This is a genomic window from Streptomyces sp. NPDC054783 (genome assembly GCF_053611725.1).
Genome location: NZ_JBSHAY010000009.1, coordinates 83221 through 100044, shown reverse-complemented (window position 1 = coordinate 100044; position 16824 = coordinate 83221). Strand labels below are relative to the sequence as shown.

The 16824-nt window shown below is 70.3% G+C and carries 19 protein-coding genes; 3 read left to right on the top strand and 16 right to left on the bottom strand.

The window, feature by feature from the left end:
- Nucleotides 1-127: 127 nt before the first annotated feature.
- The 4 genes from alr to ACWGJ5_RS18175 all read right to left on the bottom strand — a co-directional run bounded on the left by alr (nt 128) and on the right by ACWGJ5_RS18175 (nt 4266).
- Complete coding sequence (gene alr, locus ACWGJ5_RS18190; protein WP_453310674.1) at nt 128-1291, bottom strand: alanine racemase; 1164 nt, start codon at nt 1289-1291, stop codon at nt 128-130.
- A gap of 55 nt (nt 1292-1346) precedes the next feature.
- Nucleotides 1347-2285 carry a L,D-transpeptidase gene (locus ACWGJ5_RS18185; protein ID WP_453310673.1) on the bottom strand — a complete coding sequence of 313 codons (939 nt, stop codon included), beginning with the start codon at nt 2283-2285 and terminating at the stop codon, nt 1347-1349.
- A 131-nt stretch (nt 2286-2416) separates the two neighbouring features.
- Entirely contained in the window at nt 2417-3850 is a 1434-nt protein-coding gene (locus ACWGJ5_RS18180; RefSeq protein WP_453310672.1) for an NAD(P)H-hydrate dehydratase, read from the bottom strand.
- 44 nt (nt 3851-3894) lie between these two features.
- Nucleotides 3895-4266, bottom strand: a complete 372-nt coding sequence (locus ACWGJ5_RS18175; protein WP_228621205.1) for a holo-ACP synthase — start codon at nt 4264-4266, stop codon at nt 3895-3897.
- Nucleotides 4267-4364: 98 nt separating this feature from the next.
- On the opposite strand from ACWGJ5_RS18175, the gene ACWGJ5_RS18170 reads away from it, so the two are divergent.
- Nucleotides 4365-5144, top strand: a complete 780-nt coding sequence (locus tag ACWGJ5_RS18170) for an SDR family NAD(P)-dependent oxidoreductase (protein ID WP_453310671.1) — start codon at nt 4365-4367, stop codon at nt 5142-5144.
- A 66-nt stretch (nt 5145-5210) separates the two neighbouring features.
- On the opposite strand, the gene glmS is transcribed toward ACWGJ5_RS18170, so the two are convergent.
- Complete coding sequence (gene glmS, locus ACWGJ5_RS18165) at nt 5211-7058, bottom strand: glutamine--fructose-6-phosphate transaminase (isomerizing) (RefSeq protein ID WP_453310670.1); 1848 nt, start codon at nt 7056-7058, stop codon at nt 5211-5213.
- Nucleotides 7059-7316: 258 nt separating this feature from the next.
- On the opposite strand from glmS, the gene coaA reads away from it, so the two are divergent.
- Nucleotides 7317-8285: a type I pantothenate kinase gene (gene coaA, locus ACWGJ5_RS18160; protein ID WP_453310823.1), complete on the top strand. Its 969-nt coding sequence runs from the start codon at nt 7317-7319 to the stop codon at nt 8283-8285.
- A 48-nt stretch (nt 8286-8333) separates the two neighbouring features.
- Here the strand turns inward: coaA and ACWGJ5_RS18155 are convergent, their stop codons facing one another.
- The 4 genes from ACWGJ5_RS18155 to rplM form a co-directional block, all read right to left on the bottom strand.
- Nucleotides 8334-8876 (bottom strand): hypothetical protein, encoded by a 543-nt coding sequence (locus tag ACWGJ5_RS18155; RefSeq protein WP_453310669.1) that lies wholly within the window; start codon nt 8874-8876, stop codon nt 8334-8336.
- Between the two features lie 102 nt (nt 8877-8978).
- On the bottom strand, nt 8979-10337 hold the full coding sequence (glmM, locus tag ACWGJ5_RS18150; protein WP_453310668.1) for a phosphoglucosamine mutase: 1359 nt from the start codon (nt 10335-10337) through the stop codon (nt 8979-8981).
- A 138-nt stretch (nt 10338-10475) separates the two neighbouring features.
- On the bottom strand, nt 10476-10988 hold the full coding sequence (rpsI, locus tag ACWGJ5_RS18145) for a 30S ribosomal protein S9 (RefSeq protein WP_228621210.1): 513 nt from the start codon (nt 10986-10988) through the stop codon (nt 10476-10478).
- A 42-nt stretch (nt 10989-11030) separates the two neighbouring features.
- Nucleotides 11031-11474, bottom strand: coding sequence for a 50S ribosomal protein L13 (gene rplM, locus ACWGJ5_RS18140; RefSeq protein ID WP_189978663.1), 444 nt, complete (start codon nt 11472-11474; stop codon nt 11031-11033).
- A 257-nt stretch (nt 11475-11731) separates the two neighbouring features.
- On the opposite strand from rplM, the gene ACWGJ5_RS18135 reads away from it, so the two are divergent.
- Nucleotides 11732-12610: a hypothetical protein gene (locus tag ACWGJ5_RS18135; RefSeq protein WP_453310667.1), complete on the top strand. Its 879-nt coding sequence runs from the start codon at nt 11732-11734 to the stop codon at nt 12608-12610.
- A 1-nt stretch (nt 12611) separates the two neighbouring features.
- Here the strand turns inward: ACWGJ5_RS18135 and truA are convergent, their stop codons facing one another.
- The 7 genes from truA to infA form a co-directional block, all read right to left on the bottom strand.
- Nucleotides 12612-13466, bottom strand: a complete 855-nt coding sequence (gene truA / locus ACWGJ5_RS18130) for a tRNA pseudouridine(38-40) synthase TruA (RefSeq protein WP_453310666.1) — start codon at nt 13464-13466, stop codon at nt 12612-12614.
- A gap of 91 nt (nt 13467-13557) precedes the next feature.
- On the bottom strand, nt 13558-14052 hold the full coding sequence (gene rplQ, locus ACWGJ5_RS18125) for a 50S ribosomal protein L17 (protein ID WP_228621214.1): 495 nt from the start codon (nt 14050-14052) through the stop codon (nt 13558-13560).
- 85 nt (nt 14053-14137) lie between these two features.
- Nucleotides 14138-15160 (bottom strand): DNA-directed RNA polymerase subunit alpha, encoded by a 1023-nt coding sequence (locus tag ACWGJ5_RS18120; RefSeq protein ID WP_003966937.1) that lies wholly within the window; start codon nt 15158-15160, stop codon nt 14138-14140.
- Nucleotides 15161-15307: 147 nt separating this feature from the next.
- Complete coding sequence (gene rpsK / locus ACWGJ5_RS18115) at nt 15308-15712, bottom strand: 30S ribosomal protein S11 (RefSeq protein WP_003956432.1); 405 nt, start codon at nt 15710-15712, stop codon at nt 15308-15310.
- A gap of 65 nt (nt 15713-15777) precedes the next feature.
- Nucleotides 15778-16158, bottom strand: coding sequence for a 30S ribosomal protein S13 (gene rpsM, locus ACWGJ5_RS18110; protein WP_009300593.1), 381 nt, complete (start codon nt 16156-16158; stop codon nt 15778-15780).
- Nucleotides 16159-16354: 196 nt separating this feature from the next.
- Nucleotides 16355-16468: a 50S ribosomal protein L36 gene (gene rpmJ / locus ACWGJ5_RS18105; RefSeq protein WP_003998809.1), complete on the bottom strand. Its 114-nt coding sequence runs from the start codon at nt 16466-16468 to the stop codon at nt 16355-16357.
- A 59-nt stretch (nt 16469-16527) separates the two neighbouring features.
- Nucleotides 16528-16749: a translation initiation factor IF-1 gene (gene infA / locus ACWGJ5_RS18100; protein ID WP_003948620.1), complete on the bottom strand. Its 222-nt coding sequence runs from the start codon at nt 16747-16749 to the stop codon at nt 16528-16530.
- Nucleotides 16750-16824 lie beyond the last annotated feature (75 nt).

Here is a 16824-nt window from a genome sequence, read left to right as displayed (position 1 = left end):
TTCGCTGGGTGGGTCCGACGATGGTGCCTGTGCTGCCGCTGTAACAGGTATGACCGGAGTTACACGTGATCCAGGTCGCGCATCCCGAACGGGCTACCCGAGTCCTTCCCCACTCACATGGACGCGGTCACATGGACCCGTTCACATAGACGCGCGGAACCCGGGTTCCGATCCGCGTGACGATTTCGTACGCGATCGTGCCGCAGGCCTGCGCCCAGTCCTCGGCGGTGGGCTCACCGCGGTCGCCGGGCCCGAACAGCACGGCCTCGCTGCCCACCTCGGGCTCGTCGCCGCCGAGGTCCACCACGAACTGGTCCATGGCCACCCGGCCGGCGACCGTGCGCCACTTGCCGTCGACCAGCACCGGACCGGTGCCGGAGGCGTGCCGGGGAATGCCGTCCGCGTAACCCACCGGCACCAGGCCGAGGGTGGTCTCGCCGGGCGTGACGTAGTGGTGGCCGTAGCTGATGCCGTGCCCGCCGGGGACGTGCTTGACCAGCGCCAGCGAGGCGCTGAGCGTCATCACCGGACGCAGCCCGAAGTCGGCCGGGGTGCCCAACTCCGGGCTGGGTGAGATGCCGTACAGGGCGATACCCGCGCGAACCAGGTCGAAGTGGGTCTCGGGCAGGGTGAGGGTGGCGGGCGAGTTGGCGATGTGCCGCACCTCGGGGCGCACACCCTGCTCCTCGGCGTACGCCAGCATCTCCCGGAAGCGGTCGAGCTGGGCGGCGGTGGAGGGATGGCCGGGCTCGTCGGCGCAGGCGAAGTGCGACCACAGCCCGGTGACCTTCACCAGCCCCTCGGCCTCGGCGCGCAGGGACTCGGCGACCAGCTCGGCCCAGTCCGCCCCGGGCTGGCAGCCGTTGCGGCCGAGCCCGGTGTCGGCCTTGAGCTGCACGCGTGCTTGCCGGCCGGCCTCCCTGGCGGCCGCGACGGCCTCGCGCAGCGCCCACATGCCGCTCACCGACACGTCGATGCCGGCCTCGACCGCCTGCCGCCACGGACCGCCCGGCACCCACAGCCAGCACAGGATGGGGCCCGGCAGTCCGGCCGCGCGCAGCGCGAGGGCCTCCTCGGGCGTGGCCGTGCCGAGCCAGGTCGCGCCCGCCGCGAGGGCCTCGCGCGCGCACGGCAGCGCCCCGTGGCCGTAGCCGTCGGACTTGACCACGGCCATCAGGGCCGCACCCGGCGTCCGGGCACGCAGGGCGCGCACATTGGCCCGCAGGGCGCCCAGGTCGATCTCGGCGCGGGCGCGCAGGGGGGCGGTCGGCACAGTCGCAGTCTCACTCATCGCGCCCCCAGTGTCTCAGAGGGCCGTGCGGGCCCCGGTCGCAGTCTCAGGAACCTCAGGTACCCGGCCGCTTCCCCCATACGTAGACATGGTCGCCCTTCTTCAGTACGTCCCACAGTTTGCGGGCGTCGCCGAGCGTCAGGTTCACGCAGCCATAGGAGCCGACGATGGTGTAGATGCTGCCGTAGACGGCGTGGAAGGCCTCGCCGCCGTCGAAGAACTGGGCATACGGCATGGGCTGGTTGTACAGGGTCGACCAGTGGTTCTTGTGCCGCCAGTAGATGGTGTGCCAGCCCTTGCGCGTGACGTGGCCTGTGCGCCCGCTGCGCATGGGCACGGGCCCGAACACCACCTTGGAGCCCTTCTGCACCCAGGTGAGCTGACGGTCCAGATCGACACAGGCGACCTTGTACGACCGGACCGGGCACTTCTTGGCGGCGTTCGGGTTCTTCTTCGCCGAGACGAGCATCATGGTCGACCAGGTGACGGGCCCGGCGAAGCCGATGGCGGGCTTGATCTTGTACTTGAGCTGGAAGGCGCGGATGGCCTTGCAGTCGGCGGTGGACTGCTTCCCGTCGACCTTCAGCTTCAGCCACCCCTCCACCTGCCGCTGATAGGGCCCGGCCTGCTTGCTGCACGTCGCCTTGGCGATGGCGTCGGCGAGCGGCACGTACTCGATGAGGTCGAACGCCCCCGGCGCCGCGGCCTTCGGTTCCACGGCGTCCTCTTGGGCGGTGGGCGTGTACACCTTCGGCGGCAACGCCTGGTCGGGCGTGTCGATCTGCCAGGGCCGGCCGGGCGCGGGGGCGACACCGGGGACCAGCTCGGGGGCGGGGGCAGGGGCGGCGGGGGGTACGGGAGCGCCGACCGCGGGAGCAGCGGCCGCGGGAGCGCCGGCCGCCGGGGAGGCCATGGCGGTGCCGGCCGCCGGGAGGGCCGTCGCGGTGGCGAGCAACACCGCGACGCCCCTGGACGCGATTCGTCTGCTGATCATGCGATCAGCCAAGCGCGGGGCTTTGCCGGATCAGCGGCGCCGCGCGGGAGGATCACCCGGGGGATGGACCTGCGTACGTCGGTCGTCGTCAGAGTGCGGGTGCGTGGGGCGGCTGGTCGCGCCCCCGTCGGCTACCGCGCGTGCACGTCCCTCCAGGCCGCCGGAATCCGTTCGGCCACGTCATGCGCCCCCACCGGCGCCCCGTTCGCCGCGAACCTCCCCGCCAGGCCGTGCAGGTACGCCGCCGCACTCCCCGCGTCCAGCGCGGACAGGCCCGCCGCCAGCAGCGACCCGGCGAGACCCGACAGCACGTCACCGCTGCCCGCCGTGGCCAGCCAGGAGGTCCCCGTGGCGTTCACCCGCGCGGCCCCGCCCCCTGCGTCGGCGACCAGGGTCGTGGAGCCCTTCAACAGCACCGTCGCCCGGTACACCGCCGCCAGCTCCCGTACCCCGGCCAGGCGGGCCCCCTCGACCTCCTCCCGCCGTACCCCGAGCAGCGCGGCCGCCTCCCCGGCATGGGGCGTCATCAGTGTCGGTGCCGTACGCCCGCGCACCGCGTCCCGTTCGGCCAGCCGCAGCCCGTCCGCGTCCAGCAGCACCGGCACGTCCGCCCCGAGCACCTCGGCGACGGTCGCCGCGTCCTCCCCGGCGCCCGGCCCGACCACCCAGGCCTGCACCCGCCCCGCCTTCGCCGGCCCCAGGTCCGACACCAGCGTCTCCGGGAAGCGGGCGATGACCGCCTTCCCCGCGGGCCCGACGTACCGCACGGCCCCCGCCCCGCCCCGCAGCGCCCCGGAGACGGCGAGCACGGCGGCGCCGGGATAGCGCGCGGACCCGGCGGCGATCCCGACGACCCCGCGCCGGTACTTGTCGCTCTCCGCGGCGGGCACCGGCAACAGCCGTGCCACGTCGGCGTGTTGCAGGGCATGGAGTTCGGGCCCGGCGGGCAGGTCGAGACCGATGTCGACGAGCCGCACGACCCCGGCGTACTCCCGCGCCGGATCGATCAGAAGGCCCGGCTTGTAGGTTCCGAAGGTCACCGTCAGGTCGGCCCGGATCGCGGCCCCCCGCACCTCCCCGGTGTCCGCCTCGACCCCGCTGGGCAGGTCCACGGCCACCACGGCGGCCCGGGACCGCTCGGCGACCCGGGCCAGGGCCTCGGCCTCGGGCCGCAGCCCGCCCTTGCCGCCGATCCCGACGATCCCGTCCACGACGAGGTCGGCCCGCTCGATCAGCCCGTCGGCGGACTCGACCGCGGCGACCGCGCCTCCCGCCCGCCGCAGCGCGGCGAGCCCGCCCGCGTGCGCCCGCTCGGGCGTCAGGAGGACGGCCGTGACCCCGGCGCCCCGCCGGGCCAGCCGCGCCCCGGCGTACAGCGCGTCCCCGCCGTTGTCGCCGCTGCCGACGAGCAGCACCACCCGGCTGCCGTACACCCGCCCGAGCAACTCGGCGCAGGCGGCGGCCAGCCCCGCGGCGGCCCGCTGCATCAGCGCACCCTCCGGCAGCCGCGCCATCAGTGCCCGTTCGGCCGCCCTCACCGTCTCCACGCTGTACGCACTACGCATGGCACCGAGTCTGCCCCGGAACCACCACCGCCCACACCCGGGGCTCACCCCTCGGCCACGACCACGGCCGAGGCAACGCCCGCGTCATGACTGAGCGACACATGCCAGGACCGCACGCCCAGCTCCGCGGCCCGCGCGGCCACGGTGCCCGTCACCCGCAGCTGGGGCTGCCCGCTGTCCTCGACGTACACCTCGGCATCGGTCCAGTGCAGCCCGGGCGGTGCCCCCAGCGCCTTCGCCAGCGCCTCCTTGGCGGCGAACCGGGCCGCGAGCGAGGCGACCCCGCGCCGCTCCCCGCTGGGCAGCAGCAGTTCCCGCGCCACGAACAGCCGGTCGGCCAGCCCGGGCGTCCGCTCCAGGGACGCGCGAAACCGGTCGATCTCGGCGACGTCGATCCCCACTCCGATGATGCTCATGCCGGGCAGCCTACGGTCGCGGACCCGGACCCGGCGGTACCCGCCCACCTGCCGAAACCCGACTGCCGGTCAGGGCCCGTGCCGTCTAGGCTCCGTTCATGACGTCCCAGGCCTATCTCTCCGAACTCTTCTCGCTGGACGGCCGTGTCGCCGTCGTGACCGGAGGCAGCTCCGGCATCGGCCGGGCCATCGCCGGGGCGCTGGCGCGGGCCGGCGCCGGTGTGGTGCTCGTGGCCCGCACCAAGGAGCAACTGCAGGAGGCCGTCGGCGAGTTGACAGCCGACGGCTGCCGGGCCGGCTGGGTCGCGGCCGACCTGGGCACGCGCGACGGTGTGCGGGCGGCGGCCGAGGAGGCGGCCGGTGTCTTCGGTGAGCCGGACATCCTCGTCAACTCCGCCGGGATCAACCTGCGGCCGCCGATGGGCGAACTGGGCGAGGACGTGTGGGACACCACCATGGCCGTGAACCTTCAGGCGCCCTTCCTGCTGGGGCAGCGGTTCGGGCCCGGCATGGCGGAGCGCGGCTTCGGCCGGATCATCCACATCACCTCCCAGCAGGCCCACCGCGCCTTCGTGCAGAGCGGGGCGTACGGCGTCTCGAAGGGCGCGCTGGAGTCACTGGCCCGCTCGCAGGCCGAGGCCTGGTCGCCGTACGGCGTCACCGTCAACACCCTGGTGCCGGGGTTCGTGATGACGCCGCTCAACCGGCGGCTGTCGTCCGACGCCGAGAAGGTGGCCGCCCTGGCCGCCCGCACGATGACCGGCCGCAACGGCCTGGCCGAGGACTTCGAAGGCGCGGCCGTCTTCCTCGCGAGCCGCGCCTCCGCCTATGTAACCGGCCAGTCGATCTTCGTGGACGGCGGCTTCTCGGTGCACTGAGCCCGCGCCCGGAAGGGGCACCCGGCAGCCGGGCAGTCGGGCAGTCGGGCAGTCGGGCAGCCGCCCCTACTCGACCGTGACCGACTTGGCCAGGTTGCGCGGCTGATCCACCTCGTTCCCCCGGGCGGTGGCCAACTCGCAGGCGAAGACCTGGAGCGGCACCGTCGCCACCAGCGGCTGCAGCAGGGTCGGGGTGGCCGGGACACGGATCAGGTGGTCGGCGTACGGGACCACCGCCTCGTCGCCCTCCTCCGCGATCACGATCGTGCGCGCCCCGCGGGCCCGGATCTCCTGAATGTTGGAGACGATCTTGTCGTGCAGGACGGAGCGGCCGCGCGGGGACGGGACGACGACCACGACCGGCACGTCCTCCTCGATCAGCGCGATCGGACCGTGCTTCAGCTCGCCCGCCGCGAAGCCCTCGGCGTGCATGTAGGCCAGCTCCTTGAGCTTCAGGGCGCCTTCGAGGGCGACCGGGTAGCCCACGTGCCGGCCCAGGAACAGCACCGTGTTCTTCGCCGCCAGGCTCCGGGCCAGCTCGCGCACCGGCTCCATCGTCTCCAGGACCTGCTCGACCTCGACCGAGATGCGGGACAGGTCCTTGATCACGGCCTGGATCTCGTCGCCCCACTTGGTGCCGCGCACCTGGCCCAGGTACAGCGCCACCAGGTAGCAGGCCACCAGCTGGGTCAGGAACGCCTTGGTGGAGGCCACGGCGACCTCGGGCCCGGCGTGCGTGTACAGCACCGCGTCCGACTCGCGCGGGATCGTCGAGCCGTTGGTGTTGCAGATCGCCAGCACCTTGGAGCCCTGCTCGCGGGCGTGCCGCAGGGCCATCAGGGTGTCCATGGTCTCGCCGGACTGGGAGATGGCGATGACCAGGGAGCGGCCGTCCAGGATCGGGTCCCGGTAGCGGAACTCGCTGGCCAGCTCCACCTCGCACGGGATGCGCGTCCAGTGCTCGATGGCGTACTTGGCGATCAGGCCGGCGTGGAAGGCCGTACCGCACGCGACGATGACGACCTTGTCGATCTCGCGCAGCTCGGAGGGCGAGATGCGGACCTCGTCCAGTGTCAGCGAACCCGACGGGTCGATGCGGCCCAGCAGCGTGTCGGCGACCGCCTTGGGCTGCTCGGCGATCTCCTTGAGCATGAAATAGTCATAACCCCCCTTTTCCGCGGCGGAGGCGTCCCAGTCCACGTGGTAACTGCGGACCTCGGCCGGGCGGCCGTCGAAGCCCGTCACCGTCACTCCGTCGCGGCGCAGCTCCACCACCTGGTCCTGGCCCAGCTCGATCGCCGACCGCGTGTGGGCGATGAACGCGGCGACGTCCGAGGCCAGGAACGCCTCACCCGCTCCAACGCCCACCACCAGCGGCGAGTTCCGACGCGCGCCGACGACCACGTCCGGCTCGTCGGCGTGTACCGCGACCAGCGTGAACGCGCCCTCCAGCCGCCGGCAGACCAGCCGCATGGCCTCCGCGAGGTCCGCACACGTGGAGAACTCCTCGGCCAGCAGGTGGGCGACGACCTCGGTGTCCGTCTCGGAGGTCAGTTCGTGGCCGCGCTCGGCGAGTTCGGCCCGCAGCACCGCGAAGTTCTCGATGATGCCGTTGTGGACGACGCCGACCCGGCCCGCGTTGTCGAGATGCGGGTGGGCGTTGGCGTCCGTGGGGCCGCCGTGCGTGGCCCAGCGGGTGTGGCCGATGGCCGTCGGGCCCGCCGGCAGCGGCCGTTCGGCCAGCTCCTTCTCCAGGTTGACCAGTTTCCCGGCCCTCTTCGCCGCGGCCAGCCCGCCGTCGGCCAGCACGGCGACGCCCGCCGAGTCGTAACCCCGGTACTCCAGCCGCTTCAGCCCGGCCATCACGACGTCGAGCGCCGACTGTGACCCTACGTATCCAACGATTCCGCACATGAGTCGCAGCCTACGACCCGTGAACGGACGGAACTGGCCTCCGCCTGCCCGAAATCGGAAATTCCCACCGTCGTACGAGGGCCGTTCGGTGGTCGAAGACTCCGGTGAGCAAGCACGACTTCGAGGAGACCGGCACGGCGCGGCGGCGCCGGGGCAGAGCGCGCACGACGTCCCGGCGGCCGGAGAGCGTGACGGAGCCCACCCGCCGTCGTGTTCAAACTCCGTTAACAATGGACTGTGATCTCACCGGTCTCCTCGATGCCCCGGAGCGCCCACCGGCACAGGCCGGAGGCGACTCCCTACGTCGACCTCACCCGCGCCGAGTGGAGCGCGCTGCGCGACAAGACGCCGCTGCCGCTCACCGCCGAGGAGGTGGAGAAGCTGCGCGGTCTGGGCGATGTGATCGACCTGGACGAGGTGCGGGACATCTACCTCCCGCTCTCCCGGCTCCTCAATCTCTACGTCGGCGCCACGGACGGTCTCAGAGGCGCGCTGAACACCTTCCTCGGCGAGCAGGGCTCCCAGTCCGGCACCCCGTTCGTCATAGGCGTCGCCGGCTCGGTGGCCGTGGGAAAGTCCACCGTCGCGCGCCTTCTGCAGGCGCTGCTCTCCCGCTGGCCCGAGCACCCGCGGGTGGAGCTGGTGACGACGGACGGCTTCCTGCTGCCCACCAAGGAGCTCCAGGCGCGCGGCCTGATGTCACGGAAAGGTTTCCCCGAGTCCTACGACCGCCGGGCCCTGACCCGTTTCGTCGCCGACATCAAGGCGGGCAAGGGCGAGGTCACGGCCCCCGTCTACTCCCACCTCATCTACGACATCGTCCCGGACCAGAAGCTCACGGTCCGCCGCCCCGACATCCTGATCGTCGAGGGCCTGAACGTCCTGCAGCCCGCCCTGCCCGGCAAGGACGGCCGCACCCGGGTCGGTCTCGCCGACTACTTCGACTTCAGTGTGTACGTCGACGCGAGCGCCGAGGACATCGAGCGCTGGTACCTCAGCCGCTTCCAGAAGCTGCGCCAGACCGCCTTCCAGGACCCGGACTCGTACTTCCGCAAGTACACCCAGGTCTCCGAGGACGAGGCCCTCGACTACGCCCGCACCCTGTGGCGGACGATCAACAAACCCAACCTGGTCGAGAACATCGCCCCCACCCGCGGCCGGGCCACCCTTGTGGTCCGCAAGGGCCAGGACCACAAGGTCCAGCGGCTGAGACTGCGCAAGCTGTGATGCCGGGCCGCGTGCCGGAGGGCACGCGGCCCCGTGGACGCGCGGCTTCTAGACGATGTGCCGCACCTCGCAGTCTCCGCCGATGGTGTCGGTGGTGTCGGCGAACACCGTGTCGGTGCCACCGCCGCAGGACACCGTGTCACCGCCGGCACCGTCCTGCACGCTGATCGTGTCGTTGCCGCCGTTGGTGGTCACGGAGTCGATGCCCGTGCCGGCGTCCACGAGGCTGTTGCGGGGGACGTTGATCGCGGCGGTGTCGTTCTGGTCGCCCAGCTGAATCCCGACCTGGGTGACCGTGGCAATGCTGCCGCAGTCGGCGCTGATGGTGGAGCCGGTCACCCGGGTGCAGCCCGGACCGGCCGCGATGCCCGCCGTGTCCGTGAAGATCAGATGGCCGGTTCCGGACACGGATGCCGTGACGTGGTTCTGAAAACCGCTGTTCGCCTGCAGCCCGGCGAAGCCGCCGAAGATGCGGTACGCCGTGGAGCCCGGGGTCTGGGCGGCGGCCGGGGTGGCGGACGAGGTGACGACAAGACCCGCCACCAGGACGGGTCCGGCCGCTCGCTTCAGGGTGTGGAGCACGGTCTTCATGGTCTGTCGCTCTTCCATCGAGTGGGGTGCCGCGCGGTGCGGCCTCGACGACAAGAGAAACAGCGTGCTGTCGACCATGCACGCCGGGTTAGACCTTGGGGTCTACCCCAGCGCCGACTTCACCGCGTCGGCCAGCCGCCCGGCCACCGACCGCGCCTGGTCGATGTCGGCCGCCTCGACCATCACCCGCACCAAGGGCTCGGTGCCGGACGGCCGCAGCAGCACCCGCCCCGTCTCCCCCAGCTCCCGCTCCGCCTCCGCGACGGCGGCCGCGAGTTCGGCCGAGGTCTTGACCCGGGACTTGTCCACGTCCGGCACGTTGATGAGGACCTGCGGCAGCCGCTCCATCACCGACGCCAGTTCGCGCAGGCTGCGCCCGGTCTCCGCGACCCGTGCCGCCAGCAGCAGCCCGGTCAGCGTGCCGTCACCGGTGGTCGCGTGGTCGAGGACGATGACGTGCCCGGACTGCTCGCCGCCGAGGGCGTACCCGTGCTCCTTCATCTCCTCCAGCACATACCGGTCACCGACGGCGGTCTGCACCAGGTGGATCCCGGCCTTCTCCATCGCCAGCTTGAAGCCCAGGTTGGACATCACGGTGGCGACGACGGTGTCGGCCCGCAAAGCGGAGTGCTCCCGCATGGCCAGCGCCAGCACGGCGAGGATCTGGTCGCCGTCGACCTCCTCGCCGGTGTGGTCCACGGCCAGGCACCGGTCGGCGTCGCCGTCGTGCGCGATGCCGAAGTCGGCGCCGTGCTCGACCACCGCGGCCTTGAGCAGGCCCAAGTGGGTCGAGCCGCAGCCGGCGTTGATGTTCAGGCCGTCCGGCGCGGCGCCGATCGTGACGACCTCGGCGCCGGCCCGCACGAACGCCTCCGGCGAGACCCCCGAGGCCGCGCCGTGCGCTTCGTCCAGGACGATCTTCAGTCCGTCGAGCCGGTTCGGGAGGACGGACAGCAGGTGGCCGACGTACTGCTCGAAGCCCTCGTCGTACGACCGCACGCGGCCCACGCCCGCACCCGTCGGCCGCTGCCACGGCTCGCCGTGCCGGTGGGACTCGTACACCGCCTCGATCCGGTCCTCCAGCTCGTCGGCGAGTTTGTGGCCGCCGCGGGCGAAGAACTTGATGCCGTTGTCCGGCATCGCGTTGTGGCTGGCGGAGAGCATCACGCCCAGGTCGGCGCCGAGCGCGCCGGTGAGATACGCCACGGCGGGCGTCGGCAGCACACCGACGCTCAGTACGTCCACGCCGGCGCTGGCCAGGCCCGCGACCACCGCCGCCTCCAGGAACTCCCCGGACGCCCGCGGGTCCCGACCGACCACCGCCGTCGGCTTGTGGCCCTCGAAGGTGCCCGCCTCGGCCAGCACGTGAGCCGCCGCAACGGACAGACCGAGCGCCATCTCGGCCGTCAGGTCCGCGTTGGCGACACCGCGCACGCCGTCCGTGCCGAAGAGTCGTCCCACTTGTCCTCCATCCGATCGCACAAGCCTTTGAGCACCTGAGCGTCTTGTGTCGTTATACGCCCTCGACTGGGATAAACGAACGCCCCGACGGCACATGTGGCGTGCCGCCGGGGCGTTCGGAGTACGAGCAGGCGACGCTTAGCGCTTGCTGTACTGCGGAGCCTTGCGGGCCTTCTTCAGACCGGCCTTCTTGCGCTCGACCGCACGGTCGTCGCGCTTGAGGAAGCCGGCCTTCTTCAGCGGGCCGCGGTTGTTGTCGACGTCGGCCTCGTTCAGGGCACGGGCGACACCGAGGCGCAGAGCACCGGCCTGACCGGAGACACCGCCACCCGCGATGCGGGCGATGACGTCGTAACGGCCGTCGAGCTCGAGCACCTTGAAGGGCTCGTTGACTTCCTGCTGGTGCACCTTGTTCGGGAAGTAGTCCTCGAGCGTGCGACCGTTGATCTTCCACTTGCCGGTGCCCGGAACGATCCGGACGCGGGCGATGGCGTTCTTGCGGCGGCCCAGGCCGGCGGCCGGCTGGGGCTCGCCGAAGCGGGAGGCCAGGGACTCCGAGGTGTACTCGCCCTCGACGGGGACCTCGGACTCGGTGGTGTAGCTCTCGATGTCGATCTCTTCGATCGGCTGCTCGGCAGTGGTCTCGGCCACGATTCTCCTCAGATTCTCTTCAGTCTTAGGGGGTGGCCGGACTTACTGCGCGACCTGGGTGATCTCGAACGGCACCGGCTGCTGGGCAGCGTGCGGGTGCTGGTCGCCCGAGTAGACCTTCAGCTTCGTGAGCATCTGACGGCCCAGGGTGTTCTTGGGGAGCATGCCCTTGACGGCCTTCTCGATGGCCTTCTCGGGGTTCTTGGCGAGCAGCTCGTCGTAACGGACGGAGCGCAGACCACCCGGGTAGCCGGAGTGGCGGTACGCCATCTTCTGGGTCCGCTTGTTGCCGGAGAGGTGCACCTTGTCGGCGTTGATGATGATGACGAAGTCACCAGCGTCGACGTGCGGCGCGTAGATCGGCTTGTGCTTGCCCCGGAGGAGGGTCGCTGCAGTGGTGGCGAGACGGCCCAGGACAACGTCCTGAGCGTCGATGACGTGCCACTGGCGCGTCACATCGCCGGGCTTGGGGCTGTACGTACGCACGGTTCGTAGCCTTCGCTTCGAGTGAATGGTCCTGAACAGGTCACCGAAACGATCACGACAGCCTAGACCGCACGGCGGCGACGCATACCGCGTACGTGGGGTCGCTGGTCATCGGCCCGGTGGACCGGTGTAAGGGCCCGTCCCGTGAGAATGAGCAAGCCAATACACAACGAACAAGCAGAATACCGGGGTCGTCGGTGAGGGTCAAAACGAGCGATCAGCGTGCCGACCCTCGCCCCCCGTCTAAGATGCGCCCCATGAGTTACGGGCAGGGGGGACCCCAGTCTCAGTGGGATCCCTGGAAACCGCATTCCCAGCAGCAGTCCTGGAACACCGGCGGTGACGACGGAACCCCGGACTGGGCGGCGCTCGCCGAGGCCTCGGAGAGCCGCAACAAGCGCCGCAAACTGCTCTTCGTCGGCGTCGGCGCGGTCGCCACGGTCGTGGTCGGCACGGCCGTCGCCATGGCCGTCGTCTCCGCGAACAGCGGCAACGACGCCCACGGCACGCCCACCAACCTGCCCGCGAGCGCCTCCGTGCCCAGCGGCTCGGCCACGCCGTCCTTCGCGCCCACCAGCGCCCCGCCGCCGCTGGACCCCAAGGACTTCATATCCAGCGCCAAGAAGGACACCGCGCCGCTCAGCGCCGACACCCTCTTCCCGGGCACCCAGCTGACCATGGGCGACACCGTGTACAAGAAGGGCGCCACGGCCGACACCACGAACTGCGCCTCGGCCGCCGGCGGCAACCTGCCGAAGATCCTCACCGCGAACCGCTGCACCCGCCTGATCCGCGCGACCTACACCGACGGCGGCGTCGCGGTCACCGTCGGCGTCGCCGTCTTCGACGACCAGGCGCAGGCCACGAAGGTCAGGAAGCAGGCCGCCAAGAAGGCCGTGGTGCGCTCCCTGCCCGGCAAGGGCGTCAAGAACTTCTGCAACGCAGCGATCTGCCTGACGACCACGAACTCCGTCGGCCGCTACGCCTACTTCACCACCGGCGGCTTCCTCAACGGCAAGAACGTCACCAACAAGGACACCAAGGTCTTCTCCGCCGGCAACGACCTGCAGCAGTTCATCTTCAACCAGATCTACCGCCGCGGCCAGGCCCAGGCCTCCGCGGCGGCGAACCGGTAGCTCAGCAGCACCCCGCCGACGGAAGCGAGCGCTTGTTCCGCGCCTCCCTGCTGCGCGCGGCCAGCAGCTCGTCGGCGGGGTAGCCGACCTCCTCCAGGGTCAGCCCGTGCGGCCGTACGACATGCACGGCGGAGTCCCGCACCCCCGCGGCCAGCACCATTGCGGGCCACTCCGGCCCGCGGTGCCCGTCCCCGACGAACAGCAGCGCGCCGATCAGCGAGCGCACCATGTTGTGGCAGAAGGCGTCGGCGCGCACGGTGGCGGCGATGATCCCGTCGGAGCCGCGCACCAGGCTCAGCTCCTGAAGGGTCCGAATGGTCGTGGCCCCTTCCCTCTTCTTGCAGTACGCGGCGAAGTCGTGCTCGCCGACCAGCGCCCGCGCGGCCTCGTTCATGGCGTCCACGTCGAGGGGCCAGTCGTGCCACAGGACGTGGTTGCGCAGCAGGGGGTCCACTCCTCCGGGGTTGTCCGTCACCCGGTAGGCATAGCGCCGCCAGACCGCCGAGAAACGGGCGTTGAAGCCGCCGGGAGCCTCCCTGAGCGCCCATACCCGCACGTCCTTCGGCAGCCGCCCGGCGAGTCGCTTGAGCAGCTTCTCGTGGTGCTCCCGCCAGACCCCCTCGGGCAGATCGACGTGCGCCACCTGCCCGCGCGCGTGCACGCCGGCGTCGGTCCGTCCGGCCACGGTCAGGTCGTACGTCTCCTTCGACCGCGTCACCGTCCGCAGGGCGTCCTCGATCTCGCCCTGCACGGTCCGCCTGCCGCCGGCCTGCTTGGCCCAGCCGTGGAAGTCGGTGCCGTCGTAGGAGAGGTCGAGGCGGAGGCGTACGAAACCGGGCTGTACTTCTTCAGTCACACGCGAATTCTTTCAGGGCCGTGCCTTGTGAAAAAACGTGAGAGCGGGCCCGCCCCGAAGGGCGGACCCGCTCTCGGCGTCAGGCAGAGACTCAGGCCTCCGTCGACTCCTCGGCAGCGGCCTCCTCGGCCGGCGCCTCGGTGGTCTCCGCAGCCTTGGCCTCGTCGGCCTCCTTGACCGCACGCTTGGTGGCGGCCTCGGCCTCACCGACGGCCTTCTGCTGCACCGTCAGCGCCTCGACCAGCTCGATGACGGCCATGGGCGCGTTGTCGCCACGGCGGTTACCGATCTTGGTGATGCGGGTGTAGCCACCCGGACGGTTCTCGTACCGCGGGCCGATCTCGGTGAAGAGCGTGTGGACGACGCCCTTGTCCGTGATGACCTGGAGCACCTGACGGCGGTTGTGAAGGTCGCCCTTCTTCGCCTTGGTGATCAGACGCTCGGCGTACGGGCGCAGGCGGCGGGCCTTCGCCTCGGTGGTGGTGATACGGCCGTGCTCGAAGAGGCTCTTCGCCAGGTTCGCGAGGAGCAGCTTCTCGTGCGCGGCGCTGCCGCCCAGACGGGCACCCTTGGTGGGCTTCGGCATTGTTCTTCTCCTGTGTGTCTGCCCCGGCCGTGTCAGGTACCGGGGTCAGGAACCCGATGAGCGGATGCTCACCGGCTACGACCGATCAGTACTGCTCGGTCTCCACGAAACCCGCGTCCGCGTCGTCGTCGGCGCCGAAGGCGTCGGCAGCGGCCGTGGGGTCGAATCCGGGCGGGCTGTCCTTCAGGGCCAGGCCCATGCCGGCCAGCTTCGCCTTGACCTCGTCGATCGACTTCGCACCGAAGTTGCGGATGTCGAGGAGGTCGGCCTCGGAGCGGGCGACGAGCTCACCCACGGAGTGGATGCCCTCACGCTTGAGGCAGTTGTAGGAGCGGACCGTGAGCTCCAGCTCCTCGATCGGCAGCGCGAGGTCGGCGGCCAGGGCGGCGTCCGTCGGGGACGGGCCCATGTCGATGCCCTCGGCGTCGATGTTCAGCTCGCGGGCGAGACCGAACAGCTCGACCAGGGTCTTGCCGGCCGACGCCATGGCGTCACGCGGACGCATCGCCTGCTTGGTCTCGACGTCGACGATCAGCTTGTCGAAGTCGGTGCGCTGCTCGACACGCGTGGCCTCGACCTTGTACGTGACCTTCAGAACCGGCGAGTAGATGGAGTCGACCGGGATACGGCCGATCTCCTGGCCCACCTGCTTGTTCTGCACGGCGGAGACGTAACCGCGGCCACGCTCGACCGTCAGCTCCATCTCCAGCTTGCCCTTGCCGTTGAGCGTGGCCAGGACGAGGTCGGGGTTGTGCACCTCGACACCGGCCGGAGGCGCGATGTCGGCGGCGGTGACCAGACCCGGGCCCTGCTTGCGCAGGTACATCACGACCGGCTCGTCGTGCTCCGAGGAGACGACCAGCTGCTTGATGTTGAGGATCAGGTCGGTGACGTCCTCCTTGACGCCCGGCACGGTGGTGAACTCGTGCAGGACACCGTCGATGCGGATGCTGGTGACAGCAGCGCCGGGGATCGACGACAGGAGCGTACGGCGGAGCGAGTTGCCGAGGGTGTAGCCGAAGCCCGGCTCCAGCGGCTCGATCACGAACCGGGAGCGGAACTCGTCGACGACCTCTTCGGTCAACGAGGGTCGCTGAGCGATCAGCATGTGTGGATCAGATCCTTCATTCGTGGACGCCCGCTATTTGACGTCCGACGGAGAACCGCACCCCGTGAAAAGTGCGGGTACTGCAAGGGTACGGGCGGTACGGCCCTTACAGAGCCGTACCGCCCGAACCCGACAAGCAGCCTGGCCTCAGACGCGGCGGCGCTTCGGCGGACGGCAGCCGTTGTGCGGGGTCGGGGTGACGTCCTGGATGGAGCCGACCTCGAGGCCCGTGGCCTGCAGGGAGCGGATCGCGGTCTCACGACCGGAGCCCGGGCCCTTGACGAACACGTCGACCTTGCGCATGCCGTGCTCCTGGGCGCGGCGGGCAGCCGACTCGGCGGCCATCTGCGCGGCGAACGGCGTCGACTTCCGGGAGCCCTTGAAGCCGACGTGGCCGGCGGAGGCCCAGGAGATCACGTTGCCGGACGGGTCCGTGATCGAGACGATCGTGTTGTTGAACGTGCTCTTGATGTGCGCGTGGCCGTGAGCGACGTTCTTCTTTTCCTTGCGGCGCACCTTCTTGGCAGCGCCCTGACGTCCCTTGGGGGGCATCTACTAACTCCTACGGGAGGTGGTCGGTCCTACAGCGAAGACCGTGGACAGGTGTCCGCTGCGGACTACTTCTTGCCCGGCTTCTTCTTGCCGGCGATGGCGCGACGCGGGCCCTTGCGGGTGCGGGCGTTGGTGCTGGTGCGCTGACCGCGGACGGGCAGACCGCGACGGTGACGCAGACCCTGGTAGCAGCCGATCTCGACCTTGCGGCGGATGTCGGCCTGGATCTCGCGACGGAGGTCACCCTCGGTCTTGATGTTGTTGTCGACGTACTCACGAATCGCGACGAGCTGCTCCTCGGAGAGGTCGCGAACGCGGGTGTTCGGGTCGACGCCGGTCGCAGCCAGCGTCTCCTTCGAGAGGGTCCGGCCGATGCCGAACACGTAGGTCAGGGCGACCTCCACGCGCTTTTCGCGCGGGATGTCAACACCGGAAACGCGTGCCATTCAATGGCTCCTGGTGATCTTCGGAGGTCTTCCGCAGAACCGGATCCCGGCCGCCGTACCAGGTACGAACCGGGTCCCCGGCCTCCGAACCGGGGGTGTCAAACCGCTTGCGACGGTTTGGGTCCTGCGTATGAACATATTCAGCTCGCGTCGCGCGAATCTCTGCGATAGAGGTGCAGAGGGTTACGGTCGTGCGTCAGCCCTGGCGCTGCTTGTGGCGCGGGTTCTCGCAGATGACCATGACCCGACCGTGACGGCGGATCACCCTGCACTTGTCGCAGATCTTCTTGACGCTCGGCTTGACCTTCATTGGATTGAGGTTCTCCGGGTCAGTGCCACCACCCCGCCGGAGCGGGATGCGGGCAAGATCTACTTGTACCGGTAGACGATCCGGCCACGCGTCAGGTCGTACGGAGACAGCTCCACCACGACCCGGTCGTCAGGGAGGATGCGGATGTAGTGCATACGCATCTTGCCGCTGATGTGTGCCAGGACCTGGTGGCCGTTCTGGAGCTCGACCTTGAACATCGCGTTCGGAAGAGACTCGACGACAGTGCCCTCGATCTCGATGGCACCTTGCTTCTTGGCCACGCTTCGCCCTTCGAATCGACTACCTAGATCGACTCACGAGGGGCATGCGGACATGCGGGTACACGAGAGCCGACG